This is a genomic window from Edaphobacter paludis (assembly GCF_039993895.1).
In the GTDB taxonomy this organism is placed as follows: domain Bacteria; phylum Acidobacteriota; class Terriglobia; order Terriglobales; family Acidobacteriaceae; genus Edaphobacter; species Edaphobacter paludis.
The window spans coordinates 1,755,707-1,772,721 of the sequence record NZ_CP121194.1 but is presented as its reverse complement, the minus strand read 5'-3'; the positions used below and the strand labels follow the sequence as shown (position 1 = coordinate 1,772,721).

Annotated in this window: 11 protein-coding genes; 7 read left to right on the top strand and 4 right to left on the bottom strand. The window is 58.7% G+C overall.

Annotation, left to right across the window (positions count from 1 at the left end; translation table 11 throughout):
- Positions 1–159: 159 nt before the first annotated feature.
- The 3 genes from P4G45_RS07275 to P4G45_RS07265 form a co-directional block, all read right to left on the bottom strand.
- Complete coding sequence (locus P4G45_RS07275; protein ID WP_348269009.1) at positions 160–1,404, bottom strand: DUF1501 domain-containing protein; 1,245 nt, start codon at positions 1,402–1,404, stop codon at positions 160–162.
- A gap of 221 nt (positions 1,405–1,625) precedes the next feature.
- On the bottom strand, positions 1,626–3,740 hold the full coding sequence (locus P4G45_RS07270; RefSeq protein ID WP_348269008.1) for a DUF1800 domain-containing protein: 2,115 nt from the start codon (positions 3,738–3,740) through the stop codon (positions 1,626–1,628).
- A 197-nt stretch (positions 3,741–3,937) separates the two neighbouring features.
- Positions 3,938–5,017 (bottom strand): energy transducer TonB, encoded by a 1,080-nt coding sequence (locus P4G45_RS07265; RefSeq protein ID WP_348269007.1) that lies wholly within the window; start codon positions 5,015–5,017, stop codon positions 3,938–3,940.
- 314 nt (positions 5,018–5,331) lie between these two features.
- On the opposite strand from P4G45_RS07265, the gene ileS reads away from it, so the two are divergent.
- Together ileS and lspA are read left to right on the top strand one after the other, a co-directional pair.
- Entirely contained in the window at positions 5,332–8,223 is a 2,892-nt protein-coding gene (gene ileS / locus P4G45_RS07260) for an isoleucine--tRNA ligase (RefSeq protein ID WP_348269006.1), read from the top strand.
- A complete protein-coding gene (gene lspA / locus P4G45_RS07255; RefSeq protein ID WP_348269005.1) occupies positions 8,224–8,727 on the top strand; it encodes a signal peptidase II in 504 nt (167 codons plus the stop codon).
- A 67-nt stretch (positions 8,728–8,794) separates the two neighbouring features.
- On the opposite strand, the gene P4G45_RS07250 is transcribed toward lspA, so the two are convergent.
- Positions 8,795–9,319: a cytochrome P460 family protein gene (locus P4G45_RS07250; RefSeq protein ID WP_348269004.1), complete on the bottom strand. Its 525-nt coding sequence runs from the start codon at positions 9,317–9,319 to the stop codon at positions 8,795–8,797.
- A 342-nt stretch (positions 9,320–9,661) separates the two neighbouring features.
- Between P4G45_RS07250 and uvrA the strand changes: the two genes are divergently transcribed.
- The 5 genes from uvrA (at position 9,662) to P4G45_RS07225 (ending at position 16,783) form a co-directional block, all read left to right on the top strand.
- Positions 9,662–12,634, top strand: coding sequence for an excinuclease ABC subunit UvrA (gene uvrA / locus P4G45_RS07245; RefSeq protein WP_348269003.1), 2,973 nt, complete (start codon positions 9,662–9,664; stop codon positions 12,632–12,634).
- A 140-nt stretch (positions 12,635–12,774) separates the two neighbouring features.
- Positions 12,775–13,230 (top strand): Holliday junction resolvase RuvX, encoded by a 456-nt coding sequence (gene ruvX, locus P4G45_RS07240; protein ID WP_348269002.1) that lies wholly within the window; start codon positions 12,775–12,777, stop codon positions 13,228–13,230.
- A 279-nt stretch (positions 13,231–13,509) separates the two neighbouring features.
- Positions 13,510–14,184 carry a gluconate 2-dehydrogenase subunit 3 family protein gene (locus tag P4G45_RS07235; RefSeq protein WP_348269001.1) on the top strand — a complete coding sequence of 225 codons (675 nt, stop codon included), beginning with the start codon at positions 13,510–13,512 and terminating at the stop codon, positions 14,182–14,184.
- Between the two features lie 81 nt (positions 14,185–14,265).
- The gene (locus P4G45_RS07230; protein WP_348269000.1) at positions 14,266–15,837 is read left to right on the top strand and encodes a GMC family oxidoreductase; all 1,572 of its coding nucleotides are present in this window, start codon (positions 14,266–14,268) and stop codon (positions 15,835–15,837) included.
- Positions 15,838–15,889: 52 nt separating this feature from the next.
- Positions 15,890–16,783 (top strand): sugar phosphate isomerase/epimerase, encoded by an 894-nt coding sequence (locus P4G45_RS07225; RefSeq protein ID WP_348268999.1) that lies wholly within the window; start codon positions 15,890–15,892, stop codon positions 16,781–16,783.
- The last annotated feature ends 232 nt before the right edge of the window (positions 16,784–17,015 follow it).

The following is a 17,015-nucleotide window of genomic DNA, read 5'->3' as shown; positions in this document are numbered from 1 at the left end:
GGACGCCGGAACCGAGGGAACTGAAAGTCCGGCAATTGCTGACTACACTCAGTAAGACGCCTGCCCAGCCAAAAAGTTGTCCTCGTTTTCCACCATTTTGTATATTTGCCTTTTTGATATCCCGAAAACGGAAGAGCTATAGCGGCTCAATATTCCGCGCTAAATAAAATTCAAAAACTCTCCCGGCTGCACCTGCGATCCGGGAAACACCAGCTCCAGATTCTTCGCTCCCAGAGTCTTATAAGCCGCCTCACCCAGCACTCGCCGAAAGTCCGTCGTCACAGTCAGATCGCGCCCTTCATTCAACTGGTCATTATCCAAACCGGGCCACTTCCCATACACTTTGCCGCCCTTCACCTGGCCGCCCAGCACAAACATCACATTCGCATGACCATGGTCGGTTCCACCGGTCCCATTCTGCCTCGCTGTCCGACCAAACTCCGACATCGTCACCAGCGTCACATTCTCCGCCTCCTGCCCCATATCCTGCCAGAAGGCCGCAACCCCTTCAGAAAAATCCGTCAACCGATTCGCCAACTGACCATTCGCATTTCCCTGGTTCTGGTGTGTATCCCATCCGCCGATATCCGAGAAAGCAGCCTCCACTCCAAGGTTTGCCTTCATCAACTGCGCCACCTGCTTCAAACTATTGCCAAACTGCGTCTTTGGATAGACCACTCCCGCCGCTGGCTGATAGTGAGCCGGATCGGTCGCCTTCAGCATCTTCACTGCCTCAAAAGTCTCCTCCCCCGTCCCGTGCAACACCGCGTCCGAACTCTGGTCATACATCGCCTGAAACGCATTGCTCAGCGGTGAAGTCTGTGGCCCGCGCCCTCCCACCGAAAAGTCCAGGACGTTGTCCAAAGCAATCGCCGGGACCTTACCCTCCAGCGTACGCGGAATCTGCGCTCCCAGCGCCACCGCGCGAAAAGCCGAAGGCTTTCCCCTCAGCAACTCCGCCTGCAAAGCCCGATTGAGCCAACCATCGGGAGTCGACTTCACCCCCGGCGTCCCACTCTCCATATAATCCTGCGCATCGAAGTGCGATCGCGTCGTATCCGGCGAACCCGCCGCATGAACGATCGCCAGATGCCCCTGGTCATATAGCGGCTTGAACGCAGCCATCGCAGGATGCAGCCCAAAGAACCCATCCAGATCAAGCACCTCGTTCTGCTTGATCGCAATCGTAGGACGCATCGCATAATAATTCTGCTCGCGATACGGCACCACGATATTCAACCCATCCGCCGCGCCCCGCTGAAACAGCACTACCAGCTTCTTCTTATTCGCCGCAGCGGTCGTCATCTCCGCCATCACGCTCCGCGTCAAAAAACTAGGAATCGCCGAAGTCCCCACCAGCGCCAACGCGCCACCCTTCATAAAACCACGCCTGGTAATTCCCATCTCGCGACTCTCCTTCTACTTCAAAACTGAGACCTCATCCTGCGGGCCTACTATAACTAACTCCATTCCCGGCACTAAGTTTTGCAAAGCAATCGATCTTTTAGAGGTAAATAGACGCCCAAAATCCAATTTGGCTCCTAGGTACACCAAGGCTTCAGCCTTGGCCCTCTCTCGCCCCGCCTCAAAACCGGGCTTTAGCCCCTGGGGTATGCCTCACTTGCTTATCGCCGCTGAAACTCCGGCGACCCCAACAACAATCCCGCCATCATCCCGGCATCCCGATCGTCCTGCCCCTGTCGCGCCGAAGCATTCAAAATCCGCCCCGCCGAAAACCGCTTCGCGGCATCATCCTGCGCCGCCGTATTCTGGAACTGTCCCAGCACTGTCGCCCGCGTATGCTCGCTCGCAGGCTGATCCAGGAGCAACGCCTCCAGCCGTTGCTCCTTGGCCGCCGCATCCGGCAACGATGCATCGCCCAGCAACCCCCGCCAATCCGTCTTCACCCCATTCATTCGTCCGCTGCTCAACGCCAGCGCAAAGTTCATCCGGTCAACCAGGTCTCCCGTATTCACCCACGCATCGGCCTTCCAGCTATATCCATTCGGAGTCTGCATCCCATACAGCGGCATCCCCAGCCGGTTCAGCGCGCCCACCAGCGGCTGCGCGTCCGTCACGTCCGCCTCGCTCGCCCGTACCGCCGAAACGACGAACTCCACCGGAGTCTTCACCTTCGCCCGATACACCTCCGGAGACCAGAACTCCGGCGAATCGAACATCGTCCGCAGCACCACCTTGATGTCGCCATGGCTCTTAGCAAACGCCTTCGCCATCCTGTCCACCAGCGCCGGCGGCGGCGTGTCGCTTACAAAGCGCACCGCCAGTTGCGTCGAGATCAGCTTCGCCGTCGCCGGACTCGTCGCCAGCATATGCAGCACCTGCATCCCCTCCGCTTCGCCGTTCTCCTTGATCTTCTTGCCCAGTACCTTCTTCGTGCCCGGCTCGTGTCGCCGCTCGTCGAACTTGAACTCCGATCCTTCATCCGGACGGTCAACCGTCCATCCCGTCAGTGTCTTCGCCACCGCAATCACGTCCTGCTGCGTATAGCCCTTACCGCACGACTTATCCAGGTTCTTCGCTGGACGGTCCGCACTCACCTCGCACTGCACTCCAATCGTGTGCAGCTCCATCAGCTCGCGCCCGTAGTTCTCATTCAAACCACGATCCTTCAGCGCCTGCTTCACCTGCGGATTCGTCGCCCGCTGTGCCGCACGCGCCGAATTCTGCGCAGCCTTCGAGTTCGGCCCAATGCTCTGCCAATTATCCAGATACACCTGCATCGCCGGACTCTTTGCCGTCGCCACCAGCAGATCTTCAAACTTCCCCAGAGCATTCGGCCGAATCACGTCCCTCTCGAACGCCGGCAGCAGATAAGGCTCGTTCTGGTTCTTCCGCAGATACACATTGAAGTGGTTGAGCCAGAAGTCTGTCATCACCGCCTGCAACTGCCGTTCGCTATAGATATCCCGCAGCATTCGCGATTGCAGCAACTCCGTACCCACCATCCGCGGCCCACCCTGCAAAGCCTCGAACGTCTCCCTCTGCGTCGGGCTCAAGCCTTCCTCCGCCGCCTTCAGCTCCTGCGGCCTCAAGCTCTTGCGAAAAGCCATGAACTCCTCCGCAGACATCCCCACAATCCGCCGCATCCGCGCATCCGGCGGCAGGTTAACGACTTTCACCGCATCCAGATCGGCGTACAACTTCTCCTCCTGCGCCGCCGCACTTGCATCCATGCCACCGCCAGCCGCGTTCATGTCACCCGCCACCTGCATCCCCGCTGGCTGCATCGCATTTCCGGTACTCGCTGTCTGAACTGCCGCCTGCTTCGCCTTTTGCGCCTCCAGCCGTGCAATATCGTCCGCATAGATCGCATGTTCCACCGGATTGCTCGGCAGCGGCATTCGCGTTCGAATCATCTGCCGCAGCCGCTGCGGCGTGGGATACCGCTCCATCAACTCTGTCTGCGAGATCGTCATCGCTGGAAAGACTGCCAGTCGCTGCTCCAGCGCCGAGTCATCAATGCTTTGCGGATTCAACTGCTGCTCAAACCACCTTTGCAGCCCCATCGCCTCGACCGCCGCCACATCGCCTGGCCTGGGCCCAAACGTAAACCGGTTCAAGGCATGAAGCACCTTCTCCTGCTCTTCAATCTGCTTCACCTTCGTCGCCTGCGCTCGCGCAGCCAAAGGCATCCCCACCACCAAACCAAGCAGCCCAAATACGACAACAATCCGCATCGCATCCACAACATGTCCGGCAGAAATCCGACCAAACCCCATCTCCGCTCTCCTCGGACAGCAACGTCAGTCCGTCATTCACTCAAACCCCTAACCTGCTTCGTCAGTTGCGCATATTAGAGCAGAATGTCCATTGATTAGAGTTTGATTTCCTTTTTCCGAAGAAACAGCAAAGGAACAGGCCCAGCGAAGACGCTGAGCCTGGTTGAAACAAGTACCACCCTTAGATTCACACCAGCCTAGAAGATCTGGAAGTTCACCTCAACGTTCAACTCCACCAGCACAGGCTTCCCGTTCTCCATCGCCGGCTTGAACTTATATTGCTTCACCGCCTCGACGGCCTTTTCATCCAGTCCCATGCCGACGCCGCGAATCACATGCACATGGCTGGGAAGTCCATTGGTATCAACCCAGAGGTTCACTAGAACATTTCCCGCAACCTTAGCCTTGCGCGCCTCTTCGGAGAACTCCGGCTCAACCGAATAGATCAGAACGGGGGCCGACACGCCGCCGCCAATCCGTCGCGGTCCGCCGCCAGTGTTGCCGCCCGATCCCGGCCCAAGCCCCGAGCCATCGCCCGATCCAAGCCCGGTCCCATGACCATTGCCCATCGACATCCCCACCAGCGGCGAGTTGGCCACGCCGATCTGTGGAATGCTGCTGGCCATATGAACATCCTTCTGGACCTCAATGGTGGGCTGGATGTTAATTTTCGGTGGCTCCAGCGGCGGTGCCTTCGGTGGAACGATCTGGCGTTCCGCAAACTTAGGCGGTGTTCCCTTCGTCACCGGAGTCGTGTCATGCTGGCCGCCGCCCCCACCCATCGTTTTTGCCTTGATCGGTGCCATGGGAGGAATCGTAACGTCGGTTACCACAGCAACCTTGGCAGGTGCGGCAAACTTGATCTTCTTGGCCAGCAGAAAGGCGATCAGCAGGATTACCAGACCATGCAGCACCACCGCAATCGCCGTCGATGTCGGGTCGCGCTTCACCTTCATGCGGTCGACCACAGCGATCGGCTTCGACTCAAGTTGCAGTGGAGGCAGCTTCACCGGGAAGAACACATCCCGCACGCTGCTCCACAAAGAGGCGATTGTGCCCTCTTCATGAAGGATGAGGTCGCTCTCGACCGGCTTCGACTCAAGCTCGAGCGGAGCTTCTTTTTTTGTGCTGAACGCGTCCCGAAGGTTCGAGAACAGGGAGGTCCACATCGACCCCTCAGTTTCCTCATTCAGATGGGGTGCATCCGCCGGACGGAGCGTCGGACCCTCTCTGCTTGGGTCGATCTCTGGCGGTGGTGTCAAAACTGTATTAGCCATAAGCTGTTTCGCCTCGGTGACGGATGACCCTGGTCTCCGTCCGCCCTCTCGAAAATCGCGCGCCACTGTTTCATCTACGTTACCGGTCTCTTGCCGGTTTCACCCTGCTACGGCGCACGGCATCTGGCTCCACAAACATTCTACAAAGATTAACCCGCCTGCGCTCGCTATATTGGACGCAATTCGCCCTCCGAATGTCTCGTCAGTATCTCATCGGTCACTCACCGCCCTGGTTCAATCCAAGATACAACCCGGATACAATAAGAGTTTGGCGCAAACCGCACAATCTGTCTAACCGCGATCAAGGGGAACGAATGCCGGAAGTATCTGATTTAAAGTCCACACCCGACCAGACCGTCAAGCCGCTGAAGTCTACCCTGAACCTGCCGCAGACAAGCTTCGCCATGAAGGCTAATCTGCCCGTCAACGAGCCTATCCGCCTCGCCGAGTGGCAGAAACAGGACCTCTACGCCCAGATTCGCGCCGCCCGCGCCGGCTCACCCAAGTACATCCTCCACGATGGCCCTCCCTACGCCAACGGAGCCATCCACCTCGGCCACGCCCTCAACAAGTGCATCAAGGACTTCGTGGTCAAGACCAAGACCATGGCCGGCTTCGACTCCCCCTACGTCCCCGGCTGGGATTGCCATGGCCTCCCCATCGAAATCAAGGTGGACGAGCAGCTAGGCCGCAAAAAGCTGGAGATGGACCCCCTCGCCGTCCGCAAAGCCTGCCGCGACTACGCGCAGAAATACGTCGACCTTCAGCGCACCCAGTTTGAGCGCATCGGCGTCTTCGGCCGCTGGGACAAGCCCTATCTCACGATGTCCTTTCCCTACGAGGCCAGCATCGCCGAGACCTTCTACGATTTCTTCGAGAAAGGCTTCGTCTACAAGGGCCTCAAGCCGGTCTACTGGTGCATCCACGACCGCACCGCCCTCGCCGAAGCTGAAGTCGAGTACGAGCAGCACACTAGCCCCAGCGTCTACGTCCGCTACGCCCTCACCAGCGATCCGGCCGCCATCGACGCCGAACTGGCGGGAAAAAAAGTCGCAACCATCATTTGGACGACTACTCCCTGGACCCTCCCCGCCTCGCTAGCCGTAGCCTTCAATCCCGAACTCGACTATGTAGCCCTCGAAAACACTGACGGCACCGTCTATATAGTCCTCGAAGCTCTCGCCGCTGCGGTCAAAACCGCGTGCAACCTCACCGAAGCCGTCGAGATCGCCCGCTTCAAGGGAGCAAAGCTAGACCGCGTCACCTTTCAGCATCCGTTCCTCGACCGCCAGGTCCTCGGCGTCACCGCCGACTACGTCACCGCCGAGCAAGGCACCGGAGCCGTCCACACCGCGCCCGCCCACGGCGTCGACGACTTCTACACCGGCAAGCGTTACGACCTGCCCGAAGTCCAGTATGTAGACAACGCCGGACGCCAGCGCAACACCAACGGCGAACCCTATGAAGGCCTCACCGTCTTCAAATCGAACCCTGTCATCATCGAGCTGCTCAAAGAAAAAGGAGCACTCCTCAGCGCCACCAGCTTCGAACACTCCTATCCGCACTGCTGGCGCTGCCACAATCCCGTCATCGTCCGCGCCACCGAGCAGTGGTTCATCGGCATGGAGACGCCGATGTTCACTCCCGAAGGAAGTGAGACCACCTTCCGCCAGCGCGCCCTCGACGAGATCAAGAAAGTTGTCTGGGACCCGGCATGGGGCGAAGAGCGCATCTCCAACATGATCGCCACCCGGCCCGACTGGTGCATCTCCCGCCAGCGCATCTGGGGCGTTCCTATCGCCGTCTTCCTCTGCGAAAAGTGCCACACGCCGCTGAACGATCTGGCCATAAATAAAAGCATCGTCCAGCTCTTCCACAAAGAAGGCGCCGACGCCTGGTACACCCACGACGTAGCCACGCTGCTTCCCCAGGGAACGAAGTGCGCCTGCGGCAACGAAGAGTTCCGCAAAGAGATGGACATCCTCGACGTCTGGTTCGAGTCCGGCGCAAGCTGGCACGCCGTGCTCGACATCGAACCCGAGCTGCACTGGCCCGCCGACCTCTACACCGAAGGCGGAGACCAGCACCGCGGCTGGTTCCACTCGTCATTACTTACGTCCGTAGCCGTGCGCGGACGGGCCCCCTACAAGATGGTAGCCACCTCCGGCTGGACGCTCGACGAACAAGGCCGTGCCTTCTCGAAGTCCCTCGGCAACGGCGTCGATCCCGTCGACATCGCCAAGCGCCTCGGCGGCGAGATCATCCGTCTATGGGTCGCTTCCGTCGACTTCCGCGAAGACGTAGCCGCCAGCGAAAACTTAATGCAGCGCGTCAGCGACAACTACCGCAAGCTGCGCAACACCCTCCGCTTCCTTCTCGGCAACCTGCACGACTTCGACCCCGCGACGAACACCATCGCGTTCTCTGCGATGGAGCCTTTAGACCAGTACATCCTCGCCCGCACTGCCGAGCTGGACACCAAGATCCGCGCAGCCTACGACGACTTCGAGTTCCACCGCGCCTATCACGCACTCAACGAGTACGTGAACACCGACCTCAGCGCGCTCTACCTCGACGTCCTCAAGGACCGCCTCTACACCTTCGCCCCGAACCACCCCGCACGCCGCAGCGCACAGACTGCGCTCTGGCGCATCGCCGAAGCCCTCACCCGCCTGATCGCTCCTATCCTCAGCTTCACCGCCGACGAGGTCTGGCAGCTTCTGCCCAAGGTCGAAGGCCGCGAAACCAGCGTCCACATCGCCCTCTTCCCCGACATCGCCGACATCGTTCCTGGCAACGTCAAGCACCTCGAAGAGGACTGGGAACAGCTGCTCGCCACCCGAGACACTGTGCTCATCTCGCTCGAAGCCGCCCGCCGCGACAAGCTGGTCGGCAAAGGTCTCGACGCCAAGGTGCAGATCGAGGCCAGCGAACCTCTATTCACTCTTCTGAAGAAGTACGAGCCCAGCCTCAAGGAACTCTTCAACACCTCGCAGGTAGAACTCGCCCACATCGAGCACGCCGATCTACAACCGCGCGTCACCACCGTCGCAGCTGATGGCACCAAATGCGAACGCTGCTGGAACTACACCACCGACGTAGGCAACGACCCGCGCTTCCCCACCGTCTGCCTCCGCTGTGCCGAAGCACTCGAAGCCATCGACTACGCTCCTTACGCAGCCCAAACAACGGAGCAGCAAGCCTAAATGTCCCTTATCTCGCACAACAAACGGGACAGCCGAATCCCCCTCCTCCTGCTCGCCGCACTGGTCGTCGTGGCCGACCGCTGCAGCAAGCTCTGGATCGTCCACCACATCAATCCCGGCTACGCCATCACTGTCATTCCCGGCGTCTTCCGCCTGACCCACGTCCTCAACACCGGCGCGGCGTTTTCACTCTTCGACTCGTTCTCGCCGATCGTCGTCCGCAACAGCCTTGTCGCCTTCTCCATCCTCGCCGTCATCATCGTGCTGGGTATGCTCTGGCGCGTAGGCCGCGAACTGTCGCTCACTGGCATCGCCCTCGCCCTCATCCTCGGCGGAGCCGTCGGCAATCTCTACGACCGCCTCCGCTTCTCCCACGTGGTCGACTTCCTCGAAGTCCACATCGTCCACTACCACTGGCCCGACTTCAACGTAGCCGACAGCTGCATCGTCATCGGAGCTTGTCTGCTGTTGATCGAAATCTTCCGCCCCCAATCACAAAGCTGACATACCCCATCGATTCCAGCTCTCATTCGCCAACAATCGTCCAGCCTGCTTTTCCAGAAAACGATTGTTAAGGTGCATAACGCGTGAAGACAGCATCATGAGAAGCCATCGCGTGGCATGGAGCACAGGTTTTCATTGCTGTTTCGTTGCCAGGTTTGCCATCTGGAGTGAAGCTCCCGAACCCCCAACCGTCCGTCGCCGCATACTGCTTCGAGTCCTTCACCATGAACTGAATGTTTGTGGGCGGGCCGGGAACGAAAGATTGTGCGCGGCCAAATACCTTGTTGTTCTCCTCCGACGGTACGTGGCCGTAGTGCAAAGCGGCGATGATTGCGCCGTCGGGAAACGGTAGCGTTCCTTCGCGATATGCCTTGATCGCTACATCGTTGCCCAGAACGGCGCCGAGACTGTGAAGGTTGCCTTCTTCGTGGGCTACAGAGATCAGCTTCCAATCTCGGTATCCAGACGGAATTTTGTTTAGGTAGACTGGATCCGAACTCTTATCCGCCCGGCCGAATGCGGGGACCACGCAGGCGATAACGCCAACCAGCATTGCAACTGCAACCAGATTAAAAAAGGTAATTCGTCTCATAGCTCCTCCTTAGAACGTAAGTCCACACGTTCTCTTGCCTGCGATCGAAGCGGGAAACGAGCGATCGGTCCTTTTAAAACCGGATAGACTGCCAGGGGTCTGCTACTTCTCTTCGGGGGCGATCTGCTCGCGGTTTGCCGCCCGTGCTGCCTCCAACTTCGGAGGCCATGAAGTCTACCAAGCAGGCATCAAGAGTGGCAACGCGTTCGGATTGGTACCCGGAAGTCGTCCTACGGAAAGCGAAATTACCTTCCGTCTTAGATCATCCAGCCTTCGAACGTCCACATCGCCGTTCATTAATTAGCGCTCAAGCCCGTAATGCCTGAAAATAGAAGTTTGGCCATGAGCGAGCAAAAACCCGATCAGATCACCATCCGCGGAGCCCGCACCCACAACCTCAAGGGCATCGACGTCGACATTCCCCACAACGCCCTCACCGTCGTCAGCGGCGTCTCGGGCTCGGGCAAATCCTCGCTCGCCTTCGACACCGTCTACGCCGAGGGCCAGCGCCGCTACGTCGAATCCCTCTCCGCCTACGCCCGCCAGTTCCTCGAGCGCATCGAAAAGCCCGACGTAGATCACATGGACGGCCTCGCCCCCGCCATCGCCATCAAGCAAAAAAATCAGACACGCAATCCCCGCTCCACCGTCGCCACCGCAACCGAGATCTACGACTACCTCCGCCTCCTCTACGCCCGCTGTGGCACCGTCACCTGCCTGCACTGCGGCGGCATCGTTCGCCACGACACTGTAGACGAAATCGTCGCCTCCATCCTAGCCCTGCCCGAAGGAACCCGCACCTACGCCCTCTTCCCTATCCTCCGCGCCGAGATCAAACTCGAGCCCATGCAGCAACCCTCCGCCGAGCCGGAAGCAGAAGCCCCCAAGCCCAAAAAGGCCGTCGCAAAAAAATCCACCAAAGCCGCCGCCGCGCCTAAAGCCATCGACATCACCGATGCCCTCAAAGAGCGCCTCACCGAACTTCGCCGCCGAGGCTACAACCGCCTCTACCAATCCGGAAAAATAGTGGAGTTCTCCACCCCCGAATCTCTCCTTGAGCTCGACTTCGCCCAACCCATCTTCGTCCTCGTCGACCGTCTCGCCATCAGCCCCGACTCCCGCGCCCGCATCGTCGACGCCATCGAGACCGGCTACCGCGAGTCCGGCGAGATCCAATTCCACACCGTCCCTCGTGAAGACGAAGCTGAGCCACAACACCTTCGTTTCTCCGCAGCCTTCGAGTGCAGCACCTGCCACCGCGCCTATCGCGAGCCCGAGCCGCGCCTTTTCTCCTTCAACAATCCCTACGGAGCCTGCCCGCGCTGCCAGGGCTTCGGCAACACCATCGACTTCGATCCCAACCTCATCATCCCTGACAAGTCGAAGACGCTCAATCAAGGCGCCATCGCCCCTTGGACGACCACCAAATACCGTCCCCACCACGGCGAGATGATCCGCGCCGCCAAAGCCGCAAAGATCCCCACCGACACTCCCTGGTACGATCTCACTCCCGACCAGCAGCGCTTCATCGAAGACGGCAGCGGCAGCTTCCCCGGCGTCCGAGGCTTCTTCGCCGCGCTGGAGCGCAAAAAATACAAGCTGCACGTCCGCGTCTTCCTCTCTAAATACCGCGGCTACGCTCTCTGCCCCGACTGCCGTGGCCAGCGCCTCCGCGCCGAAGCTCGCGCCGTCCTCATCAACGACCGCAACATCTGTGAGACCTCCGCCCTCACCATCATCGACGCGCAACAGTTCTTCGACAATTTGCAACTGTCACCGTCACAAACCGAGATCGCCGGAAAGATCCTCGAAGAGGTGCGCCAGCGCATCCACTTCCTGCATCAGGTAGGCCTCGATTACCTCACCCTCGACCGCCTCAGCTCCACGCTCTCCGGTGGCGAATCGCAACGCATCCAGTTGGCCACATCATTAGGCTCGCGCCTGGTGGGCGCACTCTATGTTCTGGATGAGCCAAGCATCGGCCTGCACACCCGCGACACCGCCAAGCTCATCCGCATCATGAAAGACCTGCGCGACCTTGGCAACACCATTCTCGTCGTCGAGCACGACCCCGATGTCATCCGCGCCGCCGATCATCTCCTCGACCTCGGCCCCGGCGCAGGCGAGCTCGGCGGCCATCTCCTCGCCTCCGGAACCGTCGCCGAAGTCACCGCCAATCCCAACTCCATCACCGGCAAATACCTCTCCGGCCGCGCCACGATCCCCATCCCCCGCGCCCGCCGCGAGCCGGGCCGCGAGCACCTCAAGCTCACCGGAGCCCGCATCCACAACCTCCGGGGCGTTGACCTCGACATCCCGCTCAACCTCCTCTGCGTCGTCACCGGCGTCAGCGGCAGCGGCAAGTCCACCATCGTCCATCAAGTCCTCTACCGTGCTCTCATGCAGGCGCTCGGCCAGACGGACGGCGGCGACCCCGCACATCTCTTCCGCGAACTCTCCGGTACCCAGCACCTTAACGACGTCATCCTTGTCGACCAGTCGCCCATTGGCCGCACCCCGCGCTCCAACCCCGTCACCTACATCAAAGCCTTCGACGACATCCGCGCCCTCTTCGCCGCCCAACCCGACGCCAAGCGCAAGGGCCTCGGCCCCGGCCACTTCTCCTTCAACGTCCCCGGCGGACGCTGCGACGTCTGCGAAGGTGATGGCACCGTCACGGTCGAGATGCAGTTCCTCGCCGACATCGAACTTCCCTGCGAAGAATGCAACGGCACCCGTTACAAATCTTCCACCCTCGAGATCAAGTACAAGAATAAGAACATCCACGACGTCCTCAACATGACCGTCAAAGAGGCCCTCGTCTACTTCGCCGGACATCCCAAGATCGTCGACAAGCTCTACGTCCTCGACGAGGTCGGCCTCGGCTACGTCCGCCTCGGCCAGTCCGCCACCACGCTCTCCGGCGGCGAAGCCCAGCGCGTCAAGCTCGCCTCGCACCTCGCCACCGCTCGCAGCATCACTGGTCGCTCCACCAACGATGCCGCCGCCAAAGCCCGCAGCCGCACCCTCTACATTCTCGACGAGCCCACGACCGGACTCCACTTCGACGACGTAGCCAAGCTGCTCGCCGCCTTCCACAAGCTCATCGAAGGCGGAGGCTCGCTCCTCGTCATCGAACACAATCTCGACGTCATCAAATCCGCCGACTGGGTCATCGACATGGGTCCCGAAGGCGGCAATGGAGGCGGCCAGATCGTCGCCACCGGCACCCCCGAAGAGGTCGCAGCGAACCCAGCCTCCCACACCGGCCACTGGCTCGCTCCCGTCCTAAACATGGTTGCTATCGCGCAGTAAGACCCCGCAACTGAAACTCACCGTCAGATCCCTCCATCTTCTCCTCTGCCGCCGGTTCAAAAAGTCCAGACAGCATGAATTGTTCTATCGGACAGGAATGACAATGTCGAAACGCGATGCAGACTCCGCGTCGATGAGAGATGATTAAGTCTATGGTGACAGGGCGCGTAATGGCGTTGGATGTAGGAAAGCTGCGCGTAGGCGTTGCGCTGAGCGATCCGCTGGGCTACACGGCGCAACCACTGCTTACGCTGTGGCGTAAGACCAGAAGTGAGGACCTGCGCAGCCTCCTGCGGCTGATTCGTAAACACGAGGTCGTCAAGATTGTGGTGGGAAATCCGCTGCACATGTCCGGCGATATCAGCCCGTGGGCCGCGAAGGTGCAGGATTTCGCCCAAGAGTTGCGCCTCCGATCCGGCTTACCGGTGCAGATGTGGGACGAGCGGTTGAGTTCTGTCGCGGCTCACGAAATTCTCGATGAAGCGGGACACCGACGGCAGGATCGCAAGTACGTCATCGACCAGGTCGCGGCCGTCGTGATTTTGCGTGGCTGGATGGACGCCCAGGAACAGTCAGGAACAGGTGAAACACGATAAAGCCCCCCGCTTTTCGGCGTCTAGAGTAGCGTTTCTGATAGAGGATATCCCCCCTCAATGAAGCCACAACGAGTGTTAGCTTGCAATTCAAGGCTGAGACTCTTAAGCTTTCCACCGGGCGCGATTCGGGTATCCGACCGGTCCCAAATTATTGAAGCTTGGATTTGAACTTCTGCAACTGACACAGCCGTGCCTGCCGCAATTGCCCGTGAGTTGCCAAGTTTCATCAGGAGGAAAGCGATTACAACCTTACGACGACGAGATTTTGTCAAAGCTTTGATGGCGGTATCGGCGACCGCCACGACAGTATTGGGACAGCAGACCGCGGCTCCGGTCACTTCAGTACAGCCTCCTGTGCCGACCGCGCCTGGGCCAGTACCGTGGATGCGTGGACTCGATGCGGTAAAGCCGCTGCCGATCACCTCCCTTGTCCCTGATGCAGTGGCGCAGACCAATGCAAATTTCTTCACCTCTCAGCAATTGGCCACGATGCGGAGATTGAGCGACATCCTGTTGCCTCCCCTCAAAGGCTATCCAGGAGCTATTGAAGCCGGAGCGCCCGAGTTTCTTGATTTTCTGATTGGGGTCTCACCGGCGGACCGGCAGCAGATGTATCAATCCGGGCTGGACCGGCTAGACGCCGAGTCGCGGCAGCACTTTGGCGTACCGTTCGCGGAGATAAAGAAGACACAGGCCGACCAACTGCTTCACCCCTGGCTGAAGACATGGATGAATGACCATCCACCGACCGAGCCCTACGCTCACTTCATCAACGTCGCGCACAGCGACATCCGCACTGCAACCATCAATTCACAGGCATGGAACAAAGCGGCCACTGCAGCAGGGCAAAAGAATGAGGGTATGGGATTGTATTGGTATCCGATTGATCCTGACCTCAACTGCGAGGCGTCCGGGTCCATACGCCGGTCGACTCCGAACAAAATGCGCTCCTGAATGGGTGGCAGGATCATGCACCCTTTTTACAACAGACAGGATTGCTCCGAGACACAAGCTGCACAGGGAAACTGAGAGATTATGGCTGAAGAAATAGTTGATGTTCTTATTATTGGGTCGGGCCACTCTGGCGGGATGGCCGCAAAGATACTCACCGAAAAAGGTATTTCCTGCCTGATGCTCAATGCGGGGCCAGTCGCGGATGTTCACAAAGATACCGAGTCCAAGCCTGCCTATGCTCTCCCTTTCCGCGGGTTCAGCCAGCCGGGCCGTTTGCCGCACGTCTTTCAGTCGAACGAGTTCAACGCGAATACATGGGTCGATGAGCAGGAGGTTCCTTACACCTTCGACCCCGAACATCCTTATAACTGGGTAAGAGTGCGTCTGTTTGGTGGACGCTCGCTCTTCTGGTCGCGGCAGTCCTTCCGTCTCAGCGACTATGAGTTCAAGGGCAAATCCCACGACGGCTATGGTGACGACTGGCCAATCAGTCTCGCCGATCTGGCCCCCTACTACTCGCGGGTCGAAAAGATCTTTCGCGTGCGCGGCCGTGCCTATGGACTGCCGCAGTATCCGGATGGAAACTTTGTCCAGGACAATTCGCCGTGGACAGGATGCATGCAGCGCTTTGTCAATGCAGGAAAACAGGCTGGCATTCCTGTCTGCAAGGCGCGCAGCTCACTGGGGGTGGACGGCTTGGCGAGCTCAGTGAACCTTCTGCTGCCCGACGCGTTCGCTACCGGCAAGCTCCAGGCTATTCCGAATGTGGTTGTTCGAGAACTTACCGTCGACAAGAATACCGGCCTGGTGAACGAGGCTCACTTTGTCGACCGGATCTCGCGGCGTGAGATGTCGGTGAAGGCACGGGTAGTTGTTCTCGCGGCTGGAACTCTGGAGAGCACCCGCTTGCTTTTGAACTCCAAGCTGGCAAACTCCAGCGGCGTGATGGGCCACTACTTGATCGATCAGATCTATGGGGCAGGCATGACCTGCTCGGTACCAGAGGCACGTGACGGCCGATCCACACCGGAGTTGATCGGCGGGAGCGCCCTCATTCCCCGTTTTCGCAACCTCAACACTAAAGCGAAGAACTTTATCCGTGGCTATGCGCTGAATGTGTACAGCAGCGGCGGTGCCATCGATCCGCGCAACTTCGCTGCCTATGGAGAGGACCTGCAAAAGAAGCTGGACAGTTATCATGGCAGCGTCTTCGCAACCGGAATCATGGGAGAGGTGCTGGCCCGCTATGAGAACCATGTGAGCATCGACAAGAACGTCGTAGATGCATGGGACATTCCGGCGTTGCACATCCAGACAAAATACACCGACAATGAATTCAACATGGCTCGCGATGCGGTTGACACGAGCATCGCGCTGGCCGAGGCCGCGGGCTTTGAAGTTCTTTCGAAGAACTACGATCCCAATCCTCCCGGCTACAGCATTCACGAACTAGGCACCTGCCGCATGGGCGATAACCCAAAGACAAGTGTCTTGAATAAATGGAGCCAGAGTCACGACATCAAAAATCTGATTGTTGTCGATGGCGCCAGCTTCGTCAGCTCCGGTTGGCAGAATCCAACCATGACGATTGTGTCGCTGGCGATGCGAGCTTCGGAGCATCTGGCGGAACAGATGCGTCAGGGAAACGTCTAAGGGTCTTGACACCAACGAACCACTCTCACGACTTACAGAAAGAGGTCATATCTTGAACCATTCACGAAGAGATTTTGTTAAAACCAGCTCCGCTGCCCTCATCGGCGCTTCGCTGCTTTCCAGCACTGAGCTTCACGCACAGACGCTCCATCTGCCGCTCGCAATTCAGCTCTACTCCGTCCGAGAGATGCTACCCACCGACTACGCAGGCACGCTGAAGAAGCTAAGTGCTTTGGGCTACCGCGAGGTCGAGGCTGCCGGTTATTACAATCACAGTGCCGCAGAGGTCAAGCAGGCCATGAACGACGCCGGGTTGAACCTGGTGAGTTCGCATCATCCTTCGGGCGACCTGCATAAGGAGTTCGATAAGATTCTGGCGTTCGAGAAAGAGCTTGGCGTCAAATACATCATCTGCTCCTCTCCCGGAAAGAAAGATCCATCGCAGGGTAACCGTACGCCCATGACGCTCGACGATTGGAAATGGAATGCCGACGAATTAAACAAATTTGGAGAAAAAGTAAACGCCGCCGGCCTGAAATTCGGATACCACAACCACTACCCGGAGTTTCATAAGACCGATGGCGTCGTGCCCTACGACGTTCTCATGAGTCGCACCGACCCTTCCAAAGTTGTAATGGAGATGGATTGCGGATGGGTCATTGTCGGAGGCGGCAACCCTATCGAGTATCTTCGGAAGTATTCCACCCGCATCGCCATGCTGCATGTGAAGGACTTCAAGAAGTCTGCGACTCCCTTCTCCGAGACGAACCGACCTGCGATCGCAGAACTGGGGCAGGGCTTCATCGATTACGGTCCCATCCTGCAGGCGGCAGCGAAGACTGGACATATAAAACATTGCTTCGTCGAGCAAGAGGGCTTTGATATGCCTCCCATGCAGTCCCTGAAGGTCGATGCAGATTATATGCGCAAGTTAGGGTTGAGCTAAATCAGCCGGCTGTAGTCCTATTTCAGATTCAAAAACGACCACCGACATACAAAATCGGTGGTCTTTTTGCGTAAGAATAGGCTTACGAGATCACGCGACTTCCCTCTAAGTTGCTGTAATCATTACTCATAAAATCCAGTCTGCCATTGATACCCAACATTATGGGCCGCTTAGAGACCCCCTTAGAAGCAGTTAGATCTCAAACTTTTGATTGACATTTAATATATGGGGG

What these genes read in the sequence shown, in the direction of transcription:
- P4G45_RS07230 (WP_348269000.1), top strand. Translation starts at nt 14,266, where the DNA reads ATGGCTGAAGAAATAGTTGATGTTCTTATTATTGGGTCGGGCCACTCT.
- lspA (WP_348269005.1), top strand. Translation starts at nt 8,224, where the DNA reads ATGTCCCTTATCTCGCACAACAAACGGGACAGCCGAATCCCCCTCCTC.
- P4G45_RS07235 (WP_348269001.1), top strand. Translation starts at nt 13,510, where the DNA reads ATGGCGGTATCGGCGACCGCCACGACAGTATTGGGACAGCAGACCGCG.
- uvrA (WP_348269003.1), top strand. Translation starts at nt 9,662, where the DNA reads ATGAGCGAGCAAAAACCCGATCAGATCACCATCCGCGGAGCCCGCACC.
- P4G45_RS07270 (WP_348269008.1), bottom strand. Translation starts at nt 3,740, where the DNA reads ATGGGGTTTGGTCGGATTTCTGCCGGACATGTTGTGGATGCGATGCGG.
- P4G45_RS07250 (WP_348269004.1), bottom strand. Translation starts at nt 9,319, where the DNA reads ATGAGACGAATTACCTTTTTTAATCTGGTTGCAGTTGCAATGCTGGTT.
- ileS (WP_348269006.1), top strand. Translation starts at nt 5,332, where the DNA reads ATGCCGGAAGTATCTGATTTAAAGTCCACACCCGACCAGACCGTCAAG.
- P4G45_RS07265 (WP_348269007.1), bottom strand. Translation starts at nt 5,017, where the DNA reads ATGGCTAATACAGTTTTGACACCACCGCCAGAGATCGACCCAAGCAGA.
- P4G45_RS07275 (WP_348269009.1), bottom strand. Translation starts at nt 1,404, where the DNA reads ATGGGAATTACCAGGCGTGGTTTTATGAAGGGTGGCGCGTTGGCGCTG.
- ruvX (WP_348269002.1), top strand. Translation starts at nt 12,775, where the DNA reads ATGATTAAGTCTATGGTGACAGGGCGCGTAATGGCGTTGGATGTAGGA.